At 61.0% G+C, this 18485-nt stretch carries 17 protein-coding genes and 1 pseudogene; 10 read left to right on the plus strand and 8 right to left on the minus strand.

The window, feature by feature from the left end; all coding sequences use genetic code 11:
* Positions 1 to 24: 24 nt before the first annotated feature.
* Positions 25 to 2940 (plus strand): Tn3-like element IS1071 family transposase, encoded by a 2916-nt coding sequence (locus P7644_RS21065; protein WP_003049965.1) that lies wholly within the window; start codon positions 25 to 27, stop codon positions 2938 to 2940.
* Between the two features lie 1121 nt (positions 2941 to 4061).
* On the opposite strand, the gene P7644_RS21070 is transcribed toward P7644_RS21065, so the two are convergent.
* The 6 genes from P7644_RS21070 to P7644_RS21095 all read right to left on the minus strand — a co-directional run bounded on the left by P7644_RS21070 (position 4062) and on the right by P7644_RS21095 (position 7233).
* Positions 4062 to 4343, minus strand: coding sequence for a type II toxin-antitoxin system YafQ family toxin (locus tag P7644_RS21070; RefSeq protein ID WP_011114071.1), 282 nt, complete (start codon positions 4341 to 4343; stop codon positions 4062 to 4064).
* Positions 4330 to 4593, minus strand: coding sequence for a type II toxin-antitoxin system RelB/DinJ family antitoxin (locus tag P7644_RS21075; protein WP_011114070.1), 264 nt, complete (start codon positions 4591 to 4593; stop codon positions 4330 to 4332). Before P7644_RS21075 ends, P7644_RS21070 begins: the two co-directional genes overlap by 14 nt.
* Positions 4594 to 5216: 623 nt before the next feature.
* The gene (locus tag P7644_RS21080) at positions 5217 to 5573 is read right to left on the minus strand and encodes a cupin domain-containing protein (protein WP_012435589.1); all 357 of its coding nucleotides are present in this window, start codon (positions 5571 to 5573) and stop codon (positions 5217 to 5219) included.
* Between the two features lie 133 nt (positions 5574 to 5706).
* Positions 5707 to 6267: a chlorite dismutase family protein gene (locus tag P7644_RS21085; protein WP_011514928.1), complete on the minus strand. Its 561-nt coding sequence runs from the start codon at positions 6265 to 6267 to the stop codon at positions 5707 to 5709.
* A 406-nt stretch (positions 6268 to 6673) separates the two neighbouring features.
* Complete coding sequence (locus P7644_RS21090) at positions 6674 to 6958, minus strand: type II toxin-antitoxin system mRNA interferase toxin, RelE/StbE family (RefSeq protein WP_011342942.1); 285 nt, start codon at positions 6956 to 6958, stop codon at positions 6674 to 6676.
* The gene (locus P7644_RS21095; protein WP_011342941.1) at positions 6955 to 7233 is read right to left on the minus strand and encodes a hypothetical protein; all 279 of its coding nucleotides are present in this window, start codon (positions 7231 to 7233) and stop codon (positions 6955 to 6957) included. Before P7644_RS21095 ends, P7644_RS21090 begins: the two co-directional genes overlap by 4 nt.
* 238 nt (positions 7234 to 7471) lie before the next feature.
* Between P7644_RS21095 and P7644_RS21100 the strand changes: the two genes are divergently transcribed.
* From P7644_RS21100 to P7644_RS21115, 4 genes and pseudogenes are all read left to right on the plus strand, one after another.
* The gene (locus P7644_RS21100) at positions 7472 to 8065 is read left to right on the plus strand and encodes a recombinase family protein (protein WP_012435588.1); all 594 of its coding nucleotides are present in this window, start codon (positions 7472 to 7474) and stop codon (positions 8063 to 8065) included.
* Positions 8062 to 11091, plus strand: a complete 3030-nt coding sequence (locus tag P7644_RS21105; RefSeq protein ID WP_012077404.1) for a Tn3 family transposase — start codon at positions 8062 to 8064, stop codon at positions 11089 to 11091. Before P7644_RS21100 ends, P7644_RS21105 begins: the two co-directional genes overlap by 4 nt.
* A gap of 90 nt (positions 11092 to 11181) precedes the next feature.
* Positions 11182 to 11485 (plus strand): annotated as a pseudogene (locus P7644_RS21110) (type II toxin-antitoxin system RelE/ParE family toxin).
* Between the two features lie 65 nt (positions 11486 to 11550).
* Positions 11551 to 11880, plus strand: a complete 330-nt coding sequence (locus tag P7644_RS21115; protein WP_024815568.1) for a helix-turn-helix domain-containing protein — start codon at positions 11551 to 11553, stop codon at positions 11878 to 11880.
* A 7-nt stretch (positions 11881 to 11887) separates the two neighbouring features.
* Here the strand turns inward: P7644_RS21115 and P7644_RS21120 are convergent, their stop codons facing one another.
* The gene (locus P7644_RS21120; protein ID WP_024815567.1) at positions 11888 to 12205 is read right to left on the minus strand and encodes a hypothetical protein; all 318 of its coding nucleotides are present in this window, start codon (positions 12203 to 12205) and stop codon (positions 11888 to 11890) included.
* Positions 12206 to 12935: 730 nt separating this feature from the next.
* On the opposite strand from P7644_RS21120, the gene P7644_RS21125 reads away from it, so the two are divergent.
* Complete coding sequence (locus P7644_RS21125) at positions 12936 to 13442, plus strand: heme-binding protein (RefSeq protein ID WP_024815566.1); 507 nt, start codon at positions 12936 to 12938, stop codon at positions 13440 to 13442.
* 210 nt (positions 13443 to 13652) lie between these two features.
* Here P7644_RS21125 and P7644_RS21130 read toward each other — a convergent pair whose 3' ends face one another.
* On the minus strand, positions 13653 to 14690 hold the full coding sequence (locus P7644_RS21130) for a Cj0069 family protein (protein ID WP_230305084.1): 1038 nt from the start codon (positions 14688 to 14690) through the stop codon (positions 13653 to 13655).
* A 203-nt stretch (positions 14691 to 14893) separates the two neighbouring features.
* Here P7644_RS21130 and P7644_RS21135 point away from each other — a divergent pair, with 203 nt between their 5' ends.
* The 4 genes from P7644_RS21135 (at position 14894) to P7644_RS21150 (ending at position 18427) form a co-directional block, all read left to right on the plus strand.
* Positions 14894 to 15865 (plus strand): chromate resistance protein ChrB domain-containing protein, encoded by a 972-nt coding sequence (locus P7644_RS21135; protein WP_024815564.1) that lies wholly within the window; start codon positions 14894 to 14896, stop codon positions 15863 to 15865.
* A gap of 215 nt (positions 15866 to 16080) precedes the next feature.
* A complete protein-coding gene (locus tag P7644_RS21140) occupies positions 16081 to 17310 on the plus strand; it encodes a chromate transporter (RefSeq protein WP_051463546.1) in 1230 nt (409 codons plus the stop codon).
* A 149-nt stretch (positions 17311 to 17459) separates the two neighbouring features.
* A complete protein-coding gene (locus P7644_RS21145; RefSeq protein WP_024815562.1) occupies positions 17460 to 17807 on the plus strand; it encodes a hypothetical protein in 348 nt (115 codons plus the stop codon).
* The gene (locus P7644_RS21150) at positions 17807 to 18427 is read left to right on the plus strand and encodes a superoxide dismutase (protein WP_054433628.1); all 621 of its coding nucleotides are present in this window, start codon (positions 17807 to 17809) and stop codon (positions 18425 to 18427) included. Before P7644_RS21145 ends, P7644_RS21150 begins: the two co-directional genes overlap by 1 nt.
* Positions 18428 to 18485 lie beyond the last annotated feature (58 nt).

Here is an 18485-nt window from a genome sequence, read left to right on the forward strand (position 1 = left end):
GGCCTCCCACTTTTGAGGTTCACGATGCAGGGTTGGCACACAACGTTTTTGGGGATGCGTGGGCTCCCCCGCGATATCAGCGACTTCGAGATGAAGGCATTTTTCACCTTCGATGGTGCCGAGCGCGACGCAATCAATGCACGCCGAGGTGATTCCCACAAGCTTGGTCTGGCGCTCCATATTGGTTTCCTGCGCATGAGTGGGCGTTTGCTCGGTGCCTTTCGGGTAATTCCAGTAGCCTTGTGGCGCCACCTTGGCAACGAGCTTGGCATTGCAGCACCAGAAGTCGCCTCGCTGAGAGCCATGTATGAACGCGGGCGCACGCTATTCGATCACCAACAAGTAGCCTGCACGGTCCTTGGATTCCAGTGGATGAGCGAGCACCAGCGCCGCTCACTGGTACGTGAACTGCGCGACGAAGTGGCGCGCTGCGCCGACCGCGATCAGCTACTCGTGCGGGCGCGTCAATGGCTGTACAAGAACAAGCTGGTGATCGTGCACGAGCGGGCAATTCGGACACTGATTGCGGCGGCACTTGCCCAGCTTGAAGTTGAAACAGGCACCGCCATCGCCGCCAGCGTTGATCCAGCAACACTTGATCGCTGGCGAGCCTCAGTTTCAGAGCTGCGCCCAGATGGACAAACCCAGCAGAGTTGGCTATGGGCTGCACCGGCGAAACACTCAACCCGCCAAATCAGCGAGGTACTGGAGCGCATCGACCTGCTTTACACGCTGGACGTTCATAAGCACCTGGCAGACATCCCCGATCTCATCTTGCGCCGCTACGCGCGCCGACTTGTCTCCAGGCCGCCCTCAGCCGGAGCCAAGATCAAAGAGCCAGCGCGCACCGTGGAGGTCGCATGCTTTCTTCGGTATTGCCTGTTCACCACCACAGACCAGTTGATCCTTATGGTGCAGCGCCGGATCGCCGATCTGTGGCGTCAGGCTGCCGCCGATGTCCCCGCTACCGTCAATTGGGCCGCAATGTACAAAACGCTGCTCGGCGAACTTGTTGCCTTGAGCGCGCAAGGTGCGGTGCCAGATGCTGAGTTGCGTGCCCGTCTTGAAGCCTTGATCACCGAAACCCAGAAACGCAAACCACCGAGCAGGGCCTCCCTGGTCCGCGAGGGATTGATTGATGGAATTCGCCCCGTGCGGTCGTTGCTCGTCGCCATTGCAAAGCTGCCCTGGCAGGCCACCGGCGAGCATCCTGCCATCGAGTACCTTGCCAAGCTGCAAGCTTTATATCTCAAAGGATCCAGAAAGCTGCCAGTTGAAGTGGTGGCACCAAGTCTGGGAATGATCTGGCAGGTTTCGATCTCCAGCCCAGACCGGGAACGGGCGTTTCAGGCGTTGGAGGTGGCCACCCTGTTTGCCCTGCGCCGCGCGGTGCGCAATGGCTCGGTCTGGATTGAGCACAGCCTGAGCTTTCGGGGTCGTGCGCGCTTGTTCTTCACGGACGAGCGTTGGCAGGCAGAGTCCAAGAAACACTATGCCCGTCTATCGTTACCCAGCAAGGCTGCCACTTTCTTGAAGCCTTTGCTGGCCAGAGTAACTGCCGGTGTCGATGCGGTGGCCGCTGCAGCCCGCAGTGGCGTACTGCGCGTGGATGATGAACTCCATTTGTCGCCATTGCCCGCAGAGGACGAAGACCCAGAAGTGACCAAGCTGCGCGCGGCTTTGGATCACCGCATCGGTGAGGTTCAATTGCCGGAAGTGATTCTGGCCGTTGACGCCCAGGTGCGCTTTAGCTGGATCATGCTCGGACGTGAGCCGCGCTCTACCGACGAGCTGCTGATGGTCTATGCCGGCATCATGGCCCACGGCACCAGTCTGACTGCGGTCGAATGCGCGCGCATGATTCCGCAATTGTCTGCCACCAGCATTCGCCAGGCCATGCGCTGGGCGCGGGACGAACGGCGTCTGAGCCAGGCCTGCCAGGCTGTGCTGGAATTCATGCAGCGACACCCGATTGCCGCCACCTGGGGGCGGTCCGATTTGGCATCTTCTGACATGATGAGCATGGAGACCACCAAACGGGTGTGGCAAGCCCGGCTTGATCCTCGGCGCAACACACCTTCCATTGGAATCTACTCCCATGTAAAAGACCGGTGGGGCATCTTCCATGCGCAGCCCTTTGTGCTCAATGAGCGCCAGGCGGGCGTGGCCATTGAAGGTGTCATCCGCCAAGAAAAGCTGGAGACCAGCCAGCTTGCTGTGGATACCCATGGCTACACCGACTTTGCCATGTCACATGCCCGTTTGCTTGGTTTTGATCTTTGCCCGCGGTTGAAGGAACTCAAACAGCGCCACCTCTTTGTGCCACGCGGCACCAAAGTGCCCGCAGAAATCGCTGCGGTGTGCGAAGCCAATGTCGACGTCGCTTTGATCGAAAAGCATTGGGATAGTCTGGTGCACCTGGCAGCCTCGGTCATGAGCGGACATGCCAGTGCGGTGGCAGCTCTTGCGCGGTTCGGTTCTGCCGCCCAGGGCGATCCAATCTATGAGGCTGGCGTGCAATTGGGGCGGTTGCTGCGTACGGCGTTTTTGGCTGACTACTTTGTCAAGGACGCTTTCAGGAACGAGTTGCGCCGGGTGCTCAATCGGGGCGAGGCTGTTAACGCCCTCAAGCGCGCCATTTATACCGGCCGGATCAGCCCGGCGCAGGCCAAACGTGTCGATGAAATGCAGGCTGTGGCCGATGCGTTGAGCCTGATGGCCAACATCGTGATGGCGTGGAATACCTCACAGATGCAGGCGGTCCTGGATCGCTGGTCGAACCGCCGCCAGGTCATTCCACCGGAACTGATCGGGAAGATTGCGCCCACCAGGCTGGAGAGCATCAACTTGCGGGGTGTGTTTCGCTTCCCGGTTGACCGCTATGCTGACCAAATCCTGCCTTCGCGGCCAAATGCATCGATAACTGGCACCAATGGATGAAACCGACCACGGTTTGACGCCACGAATCGCAGATTTGAAAGTGAACAGGAAAGTCAATGAAATCAACGATCTACCAACACCACCTCCGCGCCAGTGCTAGCTTTTCGTACCGTCACTTATTGCACTGAAAACGAGGAGACCCCTCACCGGGCCGGTGGCCCTCGCCGCTGGGCTTTGCGGCCCTGACGGGCCTTCCTGGCCCGTTTCCGGGGCCTTCCCTGCCCTGCCCCACCGGCGCGGCCGTTGTGGACAGTTTCGGGACAAGTCGGCCGAGGCCGGCCGGCGCAGCCCTGACGTTGACACTTGAGGGGCAGCGGGGCCGGCGCGATGTTGACACTTGGGGGGCAGCGGCCGATTTCGGCCTGGTCGAGCCGTCCAGGCGGCCGCCGAGGCGGCCTAAGTGCCTGATCGGCATGGAGTTATCCACCGAAGTTGTGGATAACCCTGTTAGGAACCCTGCCCCGGTATTGACACTTGAGGGGCGGCCCTACTGACACTTGAGGGGCGCGGTTCTTGACACTTGAGGGGCAGCGTATTGACACATGGGGGGCTTATCCATTGACACTTGAGGGGCGGCCTCTTCGCGCTTTTCCTTGGCGTGACAACGGTTTACGCGCGTTTTTCGGTCATGCTAACCAGGTTTTTAACCGTCTTTATAACCTTTTTATATAACCAGGTAGTTTTAACCAGAGGCTGGCGAAAAAAACGGCAACACGGCCCAAGCTACCGCGCAGCATGACCGGCCGCCGAAGGGGGGAAACCCCCCTTCTCGATCCCACCCGGCCGCAAGCGGCCTCCCATCCCCCCAGGGGCTACGCCCCTCGGCCGCCTTGCGGCCTCACCCCACAATGGAGCGCCTTCGGCGCTACGGCTTAGGAGAGCCAGGCGCAAGCGCCTGGCGGAAGGCAGTAAGTTCGAGAGCTTGCGAGGGGGCAAAGCCCCCTCACACTCCCCAACCAGGTCGCCGCGGTTCGACCGGCCGCGCGATCCTCAAGCATCGCAGCAACTCCACCGCCGCAGGTTTTACGCCAAGGAAGGGGGTCGGCCAGCTCGGCCGGTGGCGCGGAAAGCGCCCCTCAAGTGTCAATGAAACGTGAGACGCGGGGCCAGGCCCGCGCCGATCACAAGCCGAGTTCGGAGTGAGAGCCGAGGCGCACCAGGCGCAGCGTGTCGGCGTCGGGCTTCTGGTAGATCAGCACCAGGTCGGGCTTGACGTGGCAATCCCGGTGATCCTTCCAGTCCCCGGTCAGCGCGTGGTCGCGGTGCCGAGGTTCCAGCGGCTGGTCGTCGGCGAGCGCGACCAGGACGGGCACCAGGTCGGCGTCGAGCGTGGCCCGGTGCTGCCCTTTCGCCTCGCGCTTGTAGTCGCGCTTGAACTGGCCGGTGCGCTCAATCTGCCGCATGCAGATCGGCCATCAGATCGTTGACGGTGGCGAAGCGCGGCAGCTTGCCCTTGCGGGCTTCCTTCATCGCCTCGATGGTGGTGGCGTTCGGAATCAGCGGCTCGAAGGGCAGCGCCTTGTCCTGGGCCACCTTCGTGAGCAGCAGCCGCACCGCGTCGGACACGGTAAGGCCCATCGCGGCCAGGACGGCCGCCGCTTCTTCCTTGATCGCGCCGTCGATGCGCGTTTGTACGAGCTGGTTTGCAGCCATGATTGGTTCTCCGGTTGGGTTCGTGAATTACATTGTAATGCACGCCAAGGGAAAGGGCAAGGTTTAGCGGCTAAAACGTTTAGCTAAAGTGCTTGACGATTAGGACATTTTGCCCTAATATAGCACTTGAAGGCCGGGCATTTCGCCCAGGTCAACTACCGGAGAAAGTCCGATGAACACCCAAGAGGGGTTCTAAGCCGGAACCGCCGAAAATTCCGTCAGCCGATCAACGTGGCTTGTCCCGCGCCCGGTCGATGGGGTAGACCCAACAGTCGTGTCACTAGCCGCCATTTCGATCACGGCAATGCCAGCCGGACGTCACGTCCAGATTGTTCCGGTCTGGATGAGGCCGACTGACGTCTCGGATGACGGGTGGCATACAACTGCTGTGAGTCCTGCAGGGGGGCAGCTGCCTGACCGGACGGCGAGCATCAGCCCATCTCATGTATTAGTCATGTCAGCTTTGACACTGCGCACGCGACGGCACCCGACCCGTTGCAGACCCCCAGACATATGGAAAGCTGACGCTCAACGTGGAGTTAGCCGGCGCGGCGCGGCTTCATCGCGCAGCGTCCGTGTTGATGGATGGGTTAGAACTCTCTGGGGCACACATTTGAGAAAGACTATTTTTCAGCCAACGCAAAACCCGCGTTGCCAGATGCAACCACTGAGACAAATACAAACGGCACTGGACTAGTATTTAGAGCGCCATGCACTTGGCCAGGTTTTGCTATGGCAATATCTCCAGCCTTTAGATGAGCGACTTTGCCGCCTCCTTGGTAATACTCAGCCTCTCCAGAGATAACCGTCCAAGTATCTTGGCCGTCCGGGTGAACATGAGCGGTTATTTCTTGCCCAGGATGGGCATGCCAAACAACAACTGCTGAGTCCTTGGTTTCCAGAACCACTGAACGAATTGGTTCGCCGTCAGACGGACGAATATATTCTGTTACCGAAAATATTCTTGATTCCATTTCCATATCCACTCCAAAAATCAATTTGGCTTGAGAAGTTATTACAGAACAACTGTATCCGAGAGTTCTACGTTGCCGATAACCGGCCCGAAACGGCGGCGCAACGCGCCGCTGTTGGGGGTCCGTGTTCATCGGCGGGTTAGACCTGTGCTTGCGTAAGACGAATATCGACTTCTCGGTCGACGTATTTCCATTCCTCTGACGCACGCAGTTCGGAAAGCAGCCTGTTGAACTCAACCTCATGAATTGGCGCGTATTCGAACCAATTCAGAAAATCGAACGGTTCATTCTCTGAGAGGTCGCGGCAGTGGTGGAGCTTGCGCGCTACTGCAGGCAAATACTGAAGCCCGATTTGGACGTGCTTCGACTGTTCGAAAACGCTCCGGCGTTCGTCTTGCGTGAGCTCCCACCAAGCTGCGTTCTTCCGGATCGGTATTAGCGCACCGCACGTTGCTTCTGGGCGCGCCAGACCTTGCTGCTTCGCTACAATTTCATTCTTCTCTGCGCGCATGACATATCGTTCATTGCTGGTTATTCCACGAAGTATCCAGGGTGCATTGGTTTCAGACTGCAACTCTGAAGCGGATACGACGTTGAGCCTTTTGGCTTCAGGCAGGGGCTCGCCAACTCTCGTTTCGGCCCTGACAATCCGCCAAGGGCCAATGTCTGCGCCGACGAAAGCAAATAATCGTGTATCCATTTCAATCTTTCATGTGTGAATGTTTTAACTCTTGCAGCTTCGAAGAACCTATCTGCCGATCCCGTGATTGTGCATCATCGCCTCCGCGCAACTGCGACGACCGCCCGCAGCAATCACATTGAACTTTCGAATCGAAACTGCTGAAGCGAACCTACGCGGACGTACGGCCGCAGTCTGTGCGCTGCCGGACGGAGCGCTGCCAATTTGCGCCTACTGGCAGGCTGTGAGTGCGCGGATGGGCCAGCGACCTCCCTTCATAGAGGGAGCGAAGCAGGTCAGAGACACTATTGAACGTCCGCTACCGGGAAGATGCTTGACCGTCCGCAACTGGCCGCCTGCCGCCGACCGCGGTCTGGCTCGAAAGCAGTCTGTCAACGCGCCGTTTCATTGTTGCCATGATCATCTCTTAATCGCGCACAGGCGGCCACAGGCGGGCAGTATGAACCAGCGTCAGTATCCACACCGTTTCGCCGTCGATCTGATACACCAGGCGATAGCTTTCGTGCGGGATCAACTCGCGGGTCCCGGGAATCTTTCCCGGCTTGCCCAGCATGGGGTGCTGGATCAAGCGGGCGGCCGCGTCGCTGAAAATCTCATCCATCCGGGCCGCCGCGCGCGGATTGTCGGCTGCGATGTAGTCCCACACATCGGCACGGTCTTGCTGCGCTTCGGGCGTCCAAACAACCCTCACGCCTGGCTCGCCACACTGGCACGCCGTGCGGCGAATTCGGCCTCAACTTCATCGTTCGACCGCCCCAATCCAGCGCGCATCGAAGCCCGGCCGGCTTCGACCTTGCGGCGCAGGAACTCGTCGTACTCGCGCGACTCGCGCTGGCGCTGAACGAACTCGCGCATCAGCTCGCGCAGCACTTGCGACGCCGGGCGATGGGCCGCCTCGGCTTCGGCCATAAACTCGGCGCGCAACTCAGGCTCCAGCTTCATCGTGAAAACGGCTTGTTTTGACATGATCGGGGCCTCCTGCCACTTGATACTAACAAAGTATATACGCCGTCATTACTAAGCGCTATTCACAGAACGCTGCAAGGCGGGCGTGCGCTAGGCCAAGGCCTGTCGGAAAACATTTGTTTTTCGACAGGCCTTCAACGGTCCTCTGCACCAACCTCCGAGTGGCCGCAAAATTGTGCGGAAAACTCTGTCGCCAGACGCTACCATACGGAAACCTCGTCTTAATGGTTTTCCGCTTATGTTGGTAGGTTACATGCGCGTGTCGTCGGACTCCGACCGCCAGAGCACGAACTTGCAGCGCGATGCGCTGCTCGCCGTCGGCGTCGATGCGCGGCATCTGTTCGAGGATCATGCTTCCGGCGCGAAGGACGACCGCGCGGGCCTGGCGCGGGCGCTCGAATTCGTTCGCCCTGGCGACGTGTTGGTCGTGTGGAAGCTCGACCGGCTCGGCCGTTCGTTGTCGCACTTGCTCGCCATCGTGACCTCGCTCAAGAAAAAGCAGGTGGCGTTCCGCTCGCTGACGGAGAACCTGGATACCACGACGCCCTCGGGCGAGTTTCTGTTCCAGGTGTTCGGCGCGCTCGCGCAGTACGAACGCGCCTTGATCCAGGAACGTGTCGTCGCCGGTCTGGCTGCCGCCCGCAAACGCGGCCGGATCGGCGGCCGGCCGCAGGCGATCACCGGCGAGAAGCTGGAGGCCATCGTCGCTGCGCTCGATGGCGGCATGTCCAAGGCGGCGGTGTGCCGCAACTTCGGCGTCAAGCGAACCACGCTGATCGAGACCCTGGCACGGGTTGGTTGGACGGGCTCTCGTGGAGCGTCATCGCGATGACGACCAAGAGCGAACGATTGACCGTCCTGTCGGACGCCGAGCAGGAAGCCCTGTACGGCCTGCCGGACTTCGACGACGCCCAGCGGCTGGAATACTTGGCGTTGACTGAAACCGAACTGGCGCTCGCCAGCAGCCGGCCTGGTCTCCATGCCCAGGTCTATTGCATCTTGCAGATCGGTTACTTCAAGGCCAAGCATGCCTTCTTCCGCTTCGACTGGAGTGAGGTCGAGCACGATTGCGCCTTCGTGCTGAGCCGCTACTTCCACGGCGAGTCCTTCGAGCACAAGCCAATCTCCAAGCACGAGCACTACACCCAGCGCGAGTGGATTGCCGATCTGTTCGGCTACCGGCCGTGGGCGGCCGAGTTCCTGGCGCAGCTCGCGCAGCAGGCCGCGCAGACCGTGCGGCGCGACGTGATGCCGGGGTTCATCGCCGCCGAGCTGATCGTCTGGCTAAACGAGCACAAGATCATCCGGCCCGGCTATACCACCCTGCAAGAGCTGGTGAGCGAAGCCCTGTCCGCCGAGCGTCGGCGGCTGGCTGGCCTGCTGTCGGAAGTGTTGGACGAATCGGCCAAGGCCGCGCTGGGTCGGCTTCTAGTGCGTGACGACACCCTGTCGCAATTGGCGGCGCTCAAGCAGGACGCCAAGGACTTTGGCTGGCGTCAGATGGCCCGCGAACGCGAAAAGCGCGCCACGCTGGAGCCGCTGCACCGGATCGCCAAGGCGCTGCTGCCCAAGCTCGGCGTCTCGCAGCAGAATCTGCTGTACTACGCCAGCCTGGCGAACTTCTACACCGTCCACGATCTACGCAACCTGAAGGCCGATCAGACCTACCTCTACCTGCTTTGCTATGCCTGGGTGCGCTACCGGCAGCTTTCCGACAACCTGGTCGATGCGATGGCCTACCACATGAAGCAGTTGGAGGACGAAAGCAGTGCGGGCGCAAAGCAATCCTTTGTCGCCGAGCAGGTGCGCCGTCAGCAAGACACACCGCAGGTCGGCCGCCTGCTGTCGCTTTACATCGACGACAGCGTGCCCGATCCCACGCCGTTCGGCGATGTGCGCCAGCGCGCCTACAAAATCATGCCCCGCGATACGCTGCAAACCACCGCGCAGCGCATGAGCGTGAAGCCGGTGAGCAAGCTGGCTTTGCACTGGCAGGCGGTGGACGGCCTGGCTGAGCGCATCCGCCGCCATCTTCGGCCGCTGTATGTCGCGCTCGACCTCGCTGGCACTGATCCGGGCAGCCCGTGGCTCGTGGCGCTGGCCTGGGCCAAGGACGTGTTCGCCAAACAGCAGCGCCTATCGCAACGGCCGCTCGCCGAATGTCCAGCGGCCACGCTGCCGAAACGCTTGCGACCGTACCTGCTGACCTTCGATGCCGATGGCAAGCCGACGGACCTGCATGCCGACCGCTACGAGTTCTGGCTGTACCGCCAGGTCAGGAAGCGCTTCCAGTCGGGTGAACTCTACCTCGACGACAGCTTGCAGCACCGGCATTTTTCCGACGAGCTGGTTTCGCTGGATGAGAAGGCCGCCGTGCTGGCGCAGATCGACATCCCGTTCCTGCGGCAGCCACTCGATGCCCAGCTCGATGCGCTCGCGACCGAGCTGCGCGCTCAGTGGCTGGCCTTCAACCGCGAGCTGAAGCAGGGCAAGCTGACGCACCTAGAATACGACAAGGACACGCAGAAGCTGACATGGCGCAAGCCCAAGGGCGAGAACCAGAAGGCGCGCGAGAAGGCGTTCTACGAGCAACTGCCGTTCTGCGACGTGGCCGACGTGTTCCGCTTCGTCAACGGCCAGTGCCAGTTCCTGTCGGCGCTGACGCCTTTGCAGCCGCGCTATGCGAAGAAGGTCGCCGACGCCGACAGCCTGATGGCGGTCATCATCGCGCAGGCGATGAACCACGGCAACCAGGTCATGGCACGCACCAGCGACATCCCGTACCACGTGCTGGAGAGCGCCTACCAACAGTACCTGCGCCACGCAACGCTGCACGCGGCCAACGACTGCATCAGCAACGCCATCGCCGCGCTGCCGATCTTCCCGTACTACTCGTTCGACCTCGATGCACTGTACGGTGCCGTCGATGGTCAGAAATTCGGCGTCGAGCGGCCGACCGTGAAAGCGCGCCACTCGCGCAAATACTTTGGGCGCGGCAAGGGCGTGGTCGCCTACACGCTGCTGTGCAACCACGTGCCGCTCAACGGCTACCTGATCGGCGCGCACGATTACGAGGCCCATCACGTGTTCGACATCTGGTATCGCAACACGTCGGACATCGTGCCGACCGCGATCACCGGCGACATGCACAGCGTCAACAAGGCCAACTTCGCTATCCTGCACTGGTTCGGCCTGCGTTTCGAGCCGCGCTTCACCGACCTTGGCGATCAGTTGAAGGAACTCTACAGTGCCGACGATCCGGCGCTGTACGATCAGTGCCTGATCCGGCCGGCCGGGAGAATCGACCGCGATCTCATAGTCAGCGAGAAGCCGAACCTCGACCAGATTGTCGCCACGCTCGGACTGAAGGAGATGACGCAGGGCACGCTGATCCGCAAGCTATGCACCTACACCGCGCCGAACCCCACGCGGCGCGCGGTGTTCGAGTTCGACAAGCTCATCCGCAGCATCTACACGCTGCGCTACCTGCGCGATCCGCAACTGGAGCGCAACGTTCACCGCTCACAGAACCGCATCGAGTCCTATCACCAGCTACGCTCAACCATCGCCCAGGTCGGCGGCAAGAAGGAATTGACCGGGCGCACCGACATCGAAATTGAGATCAGCAACCAGTGCGCCAGGCTGATCGCCAACGCGGTCATCTTCTACAACTCGGCCATCCTCTCGCGGCTGCTGATGAAGTACGAGGCGAGCGGCAACGCCAAGGCGCACGCTCTCCTGACCCAGATATCGCCGGCGGCCTGGCGGCACATCCTGCTGAACGGGCATTACACCTTCCAGAGCGACGGCAAGATGATCGACCTGGATGCGCTCGTGGCGGGGCTGGAGCTGGGATGACGGAAATTTCGGCGGTTCTGGCTTAGAACCCCAAAAAGGTCCGCCCCGGCGAATTGACGGGATTATGCCCAAACAGACATAATTTAAGCGATGTCGAAGCAAACCCGCAAACCCGTCAAATGGGTCAGTTCCGCCAAGCGCGATCTGGATGCGATGCCGGACTATGTCAAAGACGTTTTTGGCCATGCCATCGACCTGGCGCAGGCCAGTGGCAAGCATCAGGATGCCAAGGTCATGACGGGTTTTGGTCGGCCGGCGTGTTGGAGGTGGTCGAGGACCCCCAGGGCGACACTCACCTGGCGTCTACACCGTCAAGTTCGCCGGCTGGGTCTATGTCCTGCACTGCTTTCAGAAGAAGTCCCAAAGCGGCATCGCCACGCCGAAACCGGATTGATCACCACCCGCCTGAAGGCCGAAGCAGGACTTCGAAGCTTGGCAGGCACAGCAAGGAGCACGCAAATGAGTGAACCCGCAAGCATCACCACCGAAGAAGGCAGCACCAATGTCTATGCCGACCTGGGCTACACCGACGCGGCCGAGATGCAGCGCAAGTCCCAGCTCGCCGGCGAGATCGCCCGAGCGATCAAGGCGCGCCGCTTGACGCAGGAAGATGCGGCTGCGCTGCTGGGGATCGACCAGTCCAAGGTTTCGCGCATCACGCGCGGCCAGTTTCGCGGCGTCAGCGAGGCCAAACTGTTGGAGCTGGTGGCCAGGCTGGGCCATGACGTGAAGATCGTGGTCGGCCCGGTGCGGCGCCGCGCCGGCAAGATCGAACTGCAGTTTGACTGATTGGCCTTTATCCGGGCCCTGCTGATTTGGGTGGAGGGAACTCCCCTCCATGTACCTCCGGCTTGAATGCTGCCAGCTTGGTCGCCAAAGACGTTTCGGCCTGTGTCCTGACCCTGAGCCATGCGCCCAAGGTGTCACGCAGACAGGTCTCACATAAATCCGCCTCAACCCGATTTCCGTCCCCAAAAATCGAGTCATAGCCCGCGTCGAAGCCGATCGACGTCATCTCGGCGAAGCCAAGCTCGCCACGCTCGGTCTCTTTGCCGCACCGGTCACATCGGATCTGATGCACCACGCTCACGGCCTCCATGGTTTTGAGTTGCATCGAATTCTCCTTACAAATAACTGCCTGCATCATCCTGCTGTCCCGCGAAGCATAACCGTGCCGGAATGGCACGCTTAGCCACGATGACGAGCACCATGATCATTCCCTCCGTGACATGCCTGCCGGGTCCCAAGTCATCGGCATTTGCATGAACAGCGTAAGCATGCGCACGCGCAAGTATGGTTTCTCCCTGCCTTGCTGATGTGTCTCGGCGGATGCCAGACTATCTACGAGGGCAAATATGACTGAAAGGCGGGCGGCCGACCAGGAGCTGTCGTGAAAGTTGATTATTCGAATTAGTTAGCCAAAGAGCCATTTCGCGACTGCCGCGCCAAACTGAGCGCAGAGGAACGGCGAACATCACAGTTCGCTGTGATTTCGTACCCATTCTTAAGCAGACCCAGGAATGCCATTATTCCGATTCAACCCAGTTGAGCCGGATGCGCGGGAATCTCGCTTATCTCAACGTGCTTGACTGCAAGGCGGCATTGCAACCGCGTGTCAGCGGCGTTTTCAAGCACGGCTTCTTAACCCTCAAGCACCAGGCTTTCGAGTTTCCGGATGCATATCGCTTCTGCGCAAGGCAAAACGCCAATAATGGGTGCTTCGATAGTGCTTGCAAATGCCCACCAGAATGAGCAGATTGCGGGAGAATCGAAGTTAGCCAGCAAAAGCGCCTCGAGGCACCTGAACTCAAATCACATGACCGCTGAAAAGGAATTTTCTACCAATGCGCACTGCAAAAAAATCAACTCTGACCTTCGTCTTATTGCTTGGAATGCCTGTTGGTTTGCTACTGGCACAACAAGCCACTTTCACGTCAGCCTCCTTGACGCCAGATGCCGCTTTGAAGGCGGCACGGGCTGCGCTAGAGACTTGCCGAAAAAATGGCCATCAAGCTGCCGTATCGGTCAATGACCGTGCCGGCAACGCGCTCGTTATGCTTCGCGACCGTTTCGCCGGTCCACACACAGTCGATACGGCCATCAACAAAGCCTACACGGCCGTGACCTTCAAACTCGATACCACGAGTTTCACCCGTTCCACTCAAGGAGGTGAACCCGCATCTGGCGTGCGACACCTTCCCCGCATCGTGGCCATCGGCGGTGGCATTCCCATTGAATCGGCTGGCTCCATCGTGGGCGCCATTGGGGTTTCGGGCGCGCCGGGCGGGGATGCCGATGACGTCTGCGCCAAAGCGGGCATTGCTGCTATCCGCGACGAACTCGACTTTTGACTAGGCCGCACTCTCGTGCGGTCAGTGGTCAAGCTCCCTGCTGACGTTGCCAGCCTAACCCCGGCCATGGCCAGTATTCTTATGCATCCTGCAATAGACGAGAGTCGGTGGCTAGCCTACATACACCAGCTTGATAGAACACGCGTCAATCACTTAGGCCAAAAGTCAGGTTCGCAGCTACTTGGCTGTGGCAACGTGCGCAACAGGCGATCAAATCTGCTTTAGACGACGTTGAACAGCCGAAACGAGCGGCTGGATGGCGGAGTCCGGGAACGGCGCTACGCTGCTGACGTTGATTTCGCAAAGCACATAGCGCTCAGAGGCATCGGCGATAGATTCTCCGAACATGAAGTCGCAGTCCCAGAGGAACGGAAGTTGCTCGCGCGAAAGGCCGACGCGTGTGCGGAGCAACTCGACCCACTCAGTCTCCAGTCGTTCCTTCAAGAACTGGAACTGCGGCAGATTTGCGGCGTGGTACAGCCTCGGGCTGGACGGCGGTGCCGGCTCGTCAGGTTTGGCGGGGTAGAGCGCGTTCACCGACTGGTGCCCGAAGCCCTCGACCCGATCCTCCACCAGATAGGCGCGCACCATGCCTTCCACCAAGCGCGGTTGCCATGCCTGGTCGATCATGTGTCCGCCGTTCTCCGGCTCGAAGTACGGAGCCAGTCTTGCCAAGAGCGCTGGAATTTCCATCACCTCTTCGTCGCTGCCACGCTGGGCGTGGCGCACCCGCAGGCGCGCGGGTGTGGCCATGGGACCCACCAGTTGCACGCGCCAAACACCGTTCCCGCTCTGTCCCCGGTATTGCTTGAGTACCCGTGGGCCGTGGCGGAGTCGTTCTGGCAATTCCTCCTCGAGTTGTTTGAGGCTGTCGACTCGGCAAACGTCGCTGCCAAACGGGAGATCGCGCGTGTGGAACAAGACGTCCTTGGTTCCCAGCTTCAGGATGGCCTCCGGATGCGCGCTGACCACAATCCCCGAGTCGGCAACCCGCCGCAGCATGGCGTCCAGGACATCCCGTCGTCGTCCGCCTTCGATGGGATTGCACCAGACCAGCACGAGGCGGCAGTTGCGCAGCTGCGTCTCCACTTCTTCGGCGAAGTCGTCGTTGTACACGGCAGGGACCGCCGTCACGCCGGCGAGGGCGAAAGCATCAAACAACGCAGCAAACCGGCTCTCGGTCGGATCAGAGCGATCCCGCATGCGGCGATCGCCTGGATAAAGTAATGCGACGGTTGATGTAGGCAAGGGCAACTCCTCAGCGGCTCACACGCCAGCAAGCTGCCAGAGCAATTGAAGCGTATTTCATAAGGTCCTCATGGCATTCATAAGAGCTTCAGCAATGGATACCCCCACTGGGCCGAAGAGAGCCTCGACCAGCAAAGTATTCGCGTTTCTGGTCTGTTGACTCTTTTAATGTCGAGTTCAAGACATTACAGTATGATCATGACATGAGTTTGCTGTTCTTGCCACCCTGGTTGTTGCTGATTGTTTCACTGCCTACATCCGGCGCCACCGCGCGGACCCGCATTTGGCGGGCGTTGAAGTCGCTTGGCTGCATGGCATTACGGGACGGGGCGTATCTCCTACCAGCTGGTGAGGAACGCGAAGTGGCGCTGCAGGAACTGGCTGAGGAATGCCGGCGCGAGGGAGGCCACGCGTGGCTGATGGACGTGCAGCCGCGGTCCGTCGACGAAGCTGCAACCTACCGGCAGCTGTTTGACCGCAGCGACGATTACGCCGAGCTGTGCAAGTCCTGGAAGGAGGCGGGACGCACGCTCAGCGGGCTGGCGGGGTCCGAGGTCTCGCGCATGCAGCGCAGGCTGCAGCGCGAGCGCGACATGGTGCGGGCCATTGACTTCTTCCCCGGCGACGCGAGCCTGGAGGCAGAGGCGGCCTGGACGGAGTTCACCCAACGCATCGAGCGGGTGTTGTCGCCAGACGAGCCTCACGAAACGGCAGGCGGCATTGCCAGGCTGGATGCGAGCAGCTACCAAGGCCGGACGTGGGCCACGCGACGTCGGCCCTGGGTGGACCGCGTTGCCAGCGCATGGTTGATTCAGCGCTTCATCGACCGCGATGCGCGTTTTCAGTGGCTGTCCCAGCCGTCAGATTGCCCGAAAGGCGCACTCGGTTTCGATTTCGACGGCGCGGCGTTTACGCACGTGGGCGAGCGGGTGACCTTCGAGACGCTAATGGCTAGCTTCGACCTGGAGCAGGATGCTGCGCTCATGCGCGTCGCCGCGCTTGTACACCAGCTCGACGTGGGCGGCGAACCGGTCGCCGAGGCTGCAGGCTTCGAGGCCGTGCTGGCAGGCGCGCATCAACGCCTGGACGAGGACGACGCGCTGCTGGCGGAGATGAGCAAAATGCTCGACTCCCTGTACGCGTACTTTCAACAAGCTGGCGGTCGCCCAGGATGACCCAGATGATCCGCCCAGCCCCCCGCACATTGGTGAGCTTCGCGCCAAGTTACCCCGAGCCACACCTGGAACCCACCCAACTGCCGATAGCGACTTTGATTCAACCAACCACCTGTTCTGTAACCATGACCGGATAACGCCATGACACTTTTCCTGACCGGCTTGCGCGCCGCTTCGATCATCCGTCCCAACCTCAACTCTGAACCGGGGGCAGCATGAGTGCGCAGACGACCACCGGCGCTGCCGGCCCCGAGGCCGTGCCTCCGACGCTGACGTACTTTCAGCTTTTCATGCGGTTTCTCAAATTCGGCTTCCTTGCCTGGGGAGGCCCGGTGGCGCAGGTCGCCATGCTGCGCCGGGAACTGGTGAACGAGGAACGATGGATTTCCAGCGAACGCTTCAACCGCTTGCTGGCCGTGATGCAGGTGCTGCCCGGACCCGAGGCGCACGAGCTGTGCGTGCATCTGGGCATGCGTGCGAAGGGGCGGCTGGGCGGGGTGCTGGCCGGTCTCGCATTCATGCTCCCGGGATTCCTGTTGATGCTGGCGCTGTCATGGCTTTACTTCCGGATGGACATCGCTGGCACGGCACTGGGCGCCGCGTTCCTTGGTGTACAGGCAGCAGTGATCGCCCTGATCGTACGGGCGGTGCACCGGATCGGCGAGCACATCCTGGTGGACCGTTGGCTGTGGGCCATCGCCATCGTGGCCGCACTCGCCTCCGCCGCCGGCGTGGCCTTCTGGATCACCCTGCCAGCCGCCGGCGGCGTCTATGCCTTGTGGATGCTCAAGCGTGGCAGGCTCGCCCTCCTGGTCGCTGCCGGCGCGGTGGCGCTGGCCGCCGCGATGGCGCTCTGGGCGCCGCGCGCACAGCCGCTGGTGGAGGCGGTCGTCCAGGGCGAGGCTTCGCTGCTGCTCATCTTCGTCGCCGGGTTGAAGGCGGGCCTGCTCACCTTCGGCGGTGCCTACACGGCGATCCCGTTCATCCGCAATGACGCGGTCGGCCGCGGCTGGATCACCGACGGCCAGTTCCTCGACGGCCTGGCCTTGTCTGGGGTGCTGCCCGCGCCGCTCATCATCTTCGCCACTTTCGTTGGCTATGTTGCCGGCGGGCCGCTCGGTGCGCTGGTCATGACCGCCGGCGTCTTTCTTCCCGCGTTTGCCTTCTCGCTGATCTTCTACGACCGGCTCGAGGCAGTGCTAGAGGTCAAGGAGATGCACGCCTTCCTCGACGGCGTCGCCGCCGGGGTGGTCGGCCTAATCGCCGCGACCACGGTTGACCTGGCGTTCGTCACCGCCGCGCGTGTGCCGTCGTTGGCGGTGGCCGTATCGATCTTTGTCGCGGCCTTGGCCTTCCTGTATGCCTGGAAGAACAAGCTCAACATCGCAGTCGCGATCATCGGGGCCGGAGTCGCGGGTTGGCTGCTGATGCCGAGCGGCGCGTGAGCCAGCAGGGTATGCAGCCTGTTGCTTGCCCTCGCTCAGCGCGCTGCGTCGCGTTAAAGGTCGCTCCGATCAAGAAAAGTCGCGCCAGCGGAGGCCTCGGCTCAACCCGCCTAGACGGACGGCTGCGCCGAAACGTTGCTTGCGGTTGCTTGCTGCTCGTGCTTGGTGCATGGACGCTGCCGGACGTGGCCGCTGAATCGGCGGCTTTTGCTCCTTTGAATGGCCAGCAGATCCGCTCCGCGTTGCGCGGCAGCTCAGTCGGCGACGGGAGACATTGGGAGCATCAGTACCTCCCCGATGGTCGACTCATCCGCTCCGAGAGCGGGACAAGCAAAGCGGGCCAATGGTCGGTTCAAGGCGACCAGCTGTGCCTGCTGAAGCCCGAGATCAGCAGCACACAGGCGGCGTGCTTCTCGGTGCATCGACGAGGCAACGAGTTGCAGTACCTAGATGGGCAGCAACTCGTATATCAAGGTTTTCTTAAAAGGAGTTCATGATGACTACATCCCCAGCATTTCAAAGTCAGGACGCGCTCAAGCCGCTGCCGTTCGATCCGTCAAAACTAACGGGTCTGTCCGAACGAATGATTCGTTCCCATTGGGAAAACAATTACGGCGGCTCGGTCAAGGCACTGGCCGCTGTCAAGGCCCGGCTGGTGCAGGCCGCAGGCGACAAGGACCTGCCGCCCTACATCTACAACGACCTGAAGCGCGAGCACCTAATTCGCACTGGATCGGTGGTGCTGCACGAACTGTATTTCGAGAACCTCGGGGGCAGTGGCGAGGCCGCAGCTACCGAGCGAGAGGCGATCGCTCAAGCCTTCGGCAGCTTCGAAGACTGGGAGAGGGAATTCCGCCGCATCGGTGCCGGCCTCGGTGGGGGGTCCGGCTGGGTGGTTCTTGGGTTCAACCTGCACACCAGGCAGCTGGAAAATTACTGGATGGCCGATCACGCGCATGGACCGGCCGCCACCGTTCCGATCCTGGTGATGGACATGTACGAGCACTCTTATCAGATGGACTACGGCGCTGCGGCGGCGAAATACATTGATGCTTTCTTCCAGAACATCCAGTGGGAGAGCGTGAGTGCACGGCTGGCCGGCGCACGTGCGATATGAGGCATTTAGCGTTGCATGTGGCGGGTTGGCACTCTCTCGTGTGCACGTGAAGATAGGC

Origin of the sequence: Alicycliphilus denitrificans (assembly GCF_044792555.1) — a bacterium.
Lineage (GTDB): Bacteria > Pseudomonadota > Gammaproteobacteria > Burkholderiales > Burkholderiaceae_C > Alicycliphilus > Alicycliphilus denitrificans_A.

What these genes read in the sequence shown, in the direction of transcription:
- P7644_RS21150 (WP_054433628.1), top strand. Translation starts at nt 17,807, where the DNA reads ATGACTACATCCCCAGCATTTCAAAGTCAGGACGCGCTCAAGCCGCTG.
- P7644_RS21085 (WP_011514928.1), bottom strand. Translation starts at nt 6,267, where the DNA reads ATGGATACACGATTATTTGCTTTCGTCGGCGCAGACATTGGCCCTTGG.
- P7644_RS21120 (WP_024815567.1), bottom strand. Translation starts at nt 12,205, where the DNA reads ATGCAACTCAAAACCATGGAGGCCGTGAGCGTGGTGCATCAGATCCGA.
- P7644_RS21070 (WP_011114071.1), bottom strand. Translation starts at nt 4,343, where the DNA reads ATGCGGCAGATTGAGCGCACCGGCCAGTTCAAGCGCGACTACAAGCGC.
- P7644_RS21105 (WP_012077404.1), top strand. Translation starts at nt 8,062, where the DNA reads ATGACGACCAAGAGCGAACGATTGACCGTCCTGTCGGACGCCGAGCAG.
- P7644_RS21075 (WP_011114070.1), bottom strand. Translation starts at nt 4,593, where the DNA reads ATGGCTGCAAACCAGCTCGTACAAACGCGCATCGACGGCGCGATCAAG.
- P7644_RS21065 (WP_003049965.1), top strand. Translation starts at nt 25, where the DNA reads ATGCAGGGTTGGCACACAACGTTTTTGGGGATGCGTGGGCTCCCCCGC.
- P7644_RS21135 (WP_024815564.1), top strand. Translation starts at nt 14,894, where the DNA reads ATGAGTTTGCTGTTCTTGCCACCCTGGTTGTTGCTGATTGTTTCACTG.
- P7644_RS21095 (WP_011342941.1), bottom strand. Translation starts at nt 7,233, where the DNA reads ATGTCAAAACAAGCCGTTTTCACGATGAAGCTGGAGCCTGAGTTGCGC.
- P7644_RS21115 (WP_024815568.1), top strand. Translation starts at nt 11,551, where the DNA reads ATGAGTGAACCCGCAAGCATCACCACCGAAGAAGGCAGCACCAATGTC.
- P7644_RS21125 (WP_024815566.1), top strand. Translation starts at nt 12,936, where the DNA reads ATGCGCACTGCAAAAAAATCAACTCTGACCTTCGTCTTATTGCTTGGA.
- P7644_RS21080 (WP_012435589.1), bottom strand. Translation starts at nt 5,573, where the DNA reads ATGGAAATGGAATCAAGAATATTTTCGGTAACAGAATATATTCGTCCG.
- P7644_RS21140 (WP_051463546.1), top strand. Translation starts at nt 16,081, where the DNA reads ATGAGTGCGCAGACGACCACCGGCGCTGCCGGCCCCGAGGCCGTGCCT.
- P7644_RS21100 (WP_012435588.1), top strand. Translation starts at nt 7,472, where the DNA reads ATGTTGGTAGGTTACATGCGCGTGTCGTCGGACTCCGACCGCCAGAGC.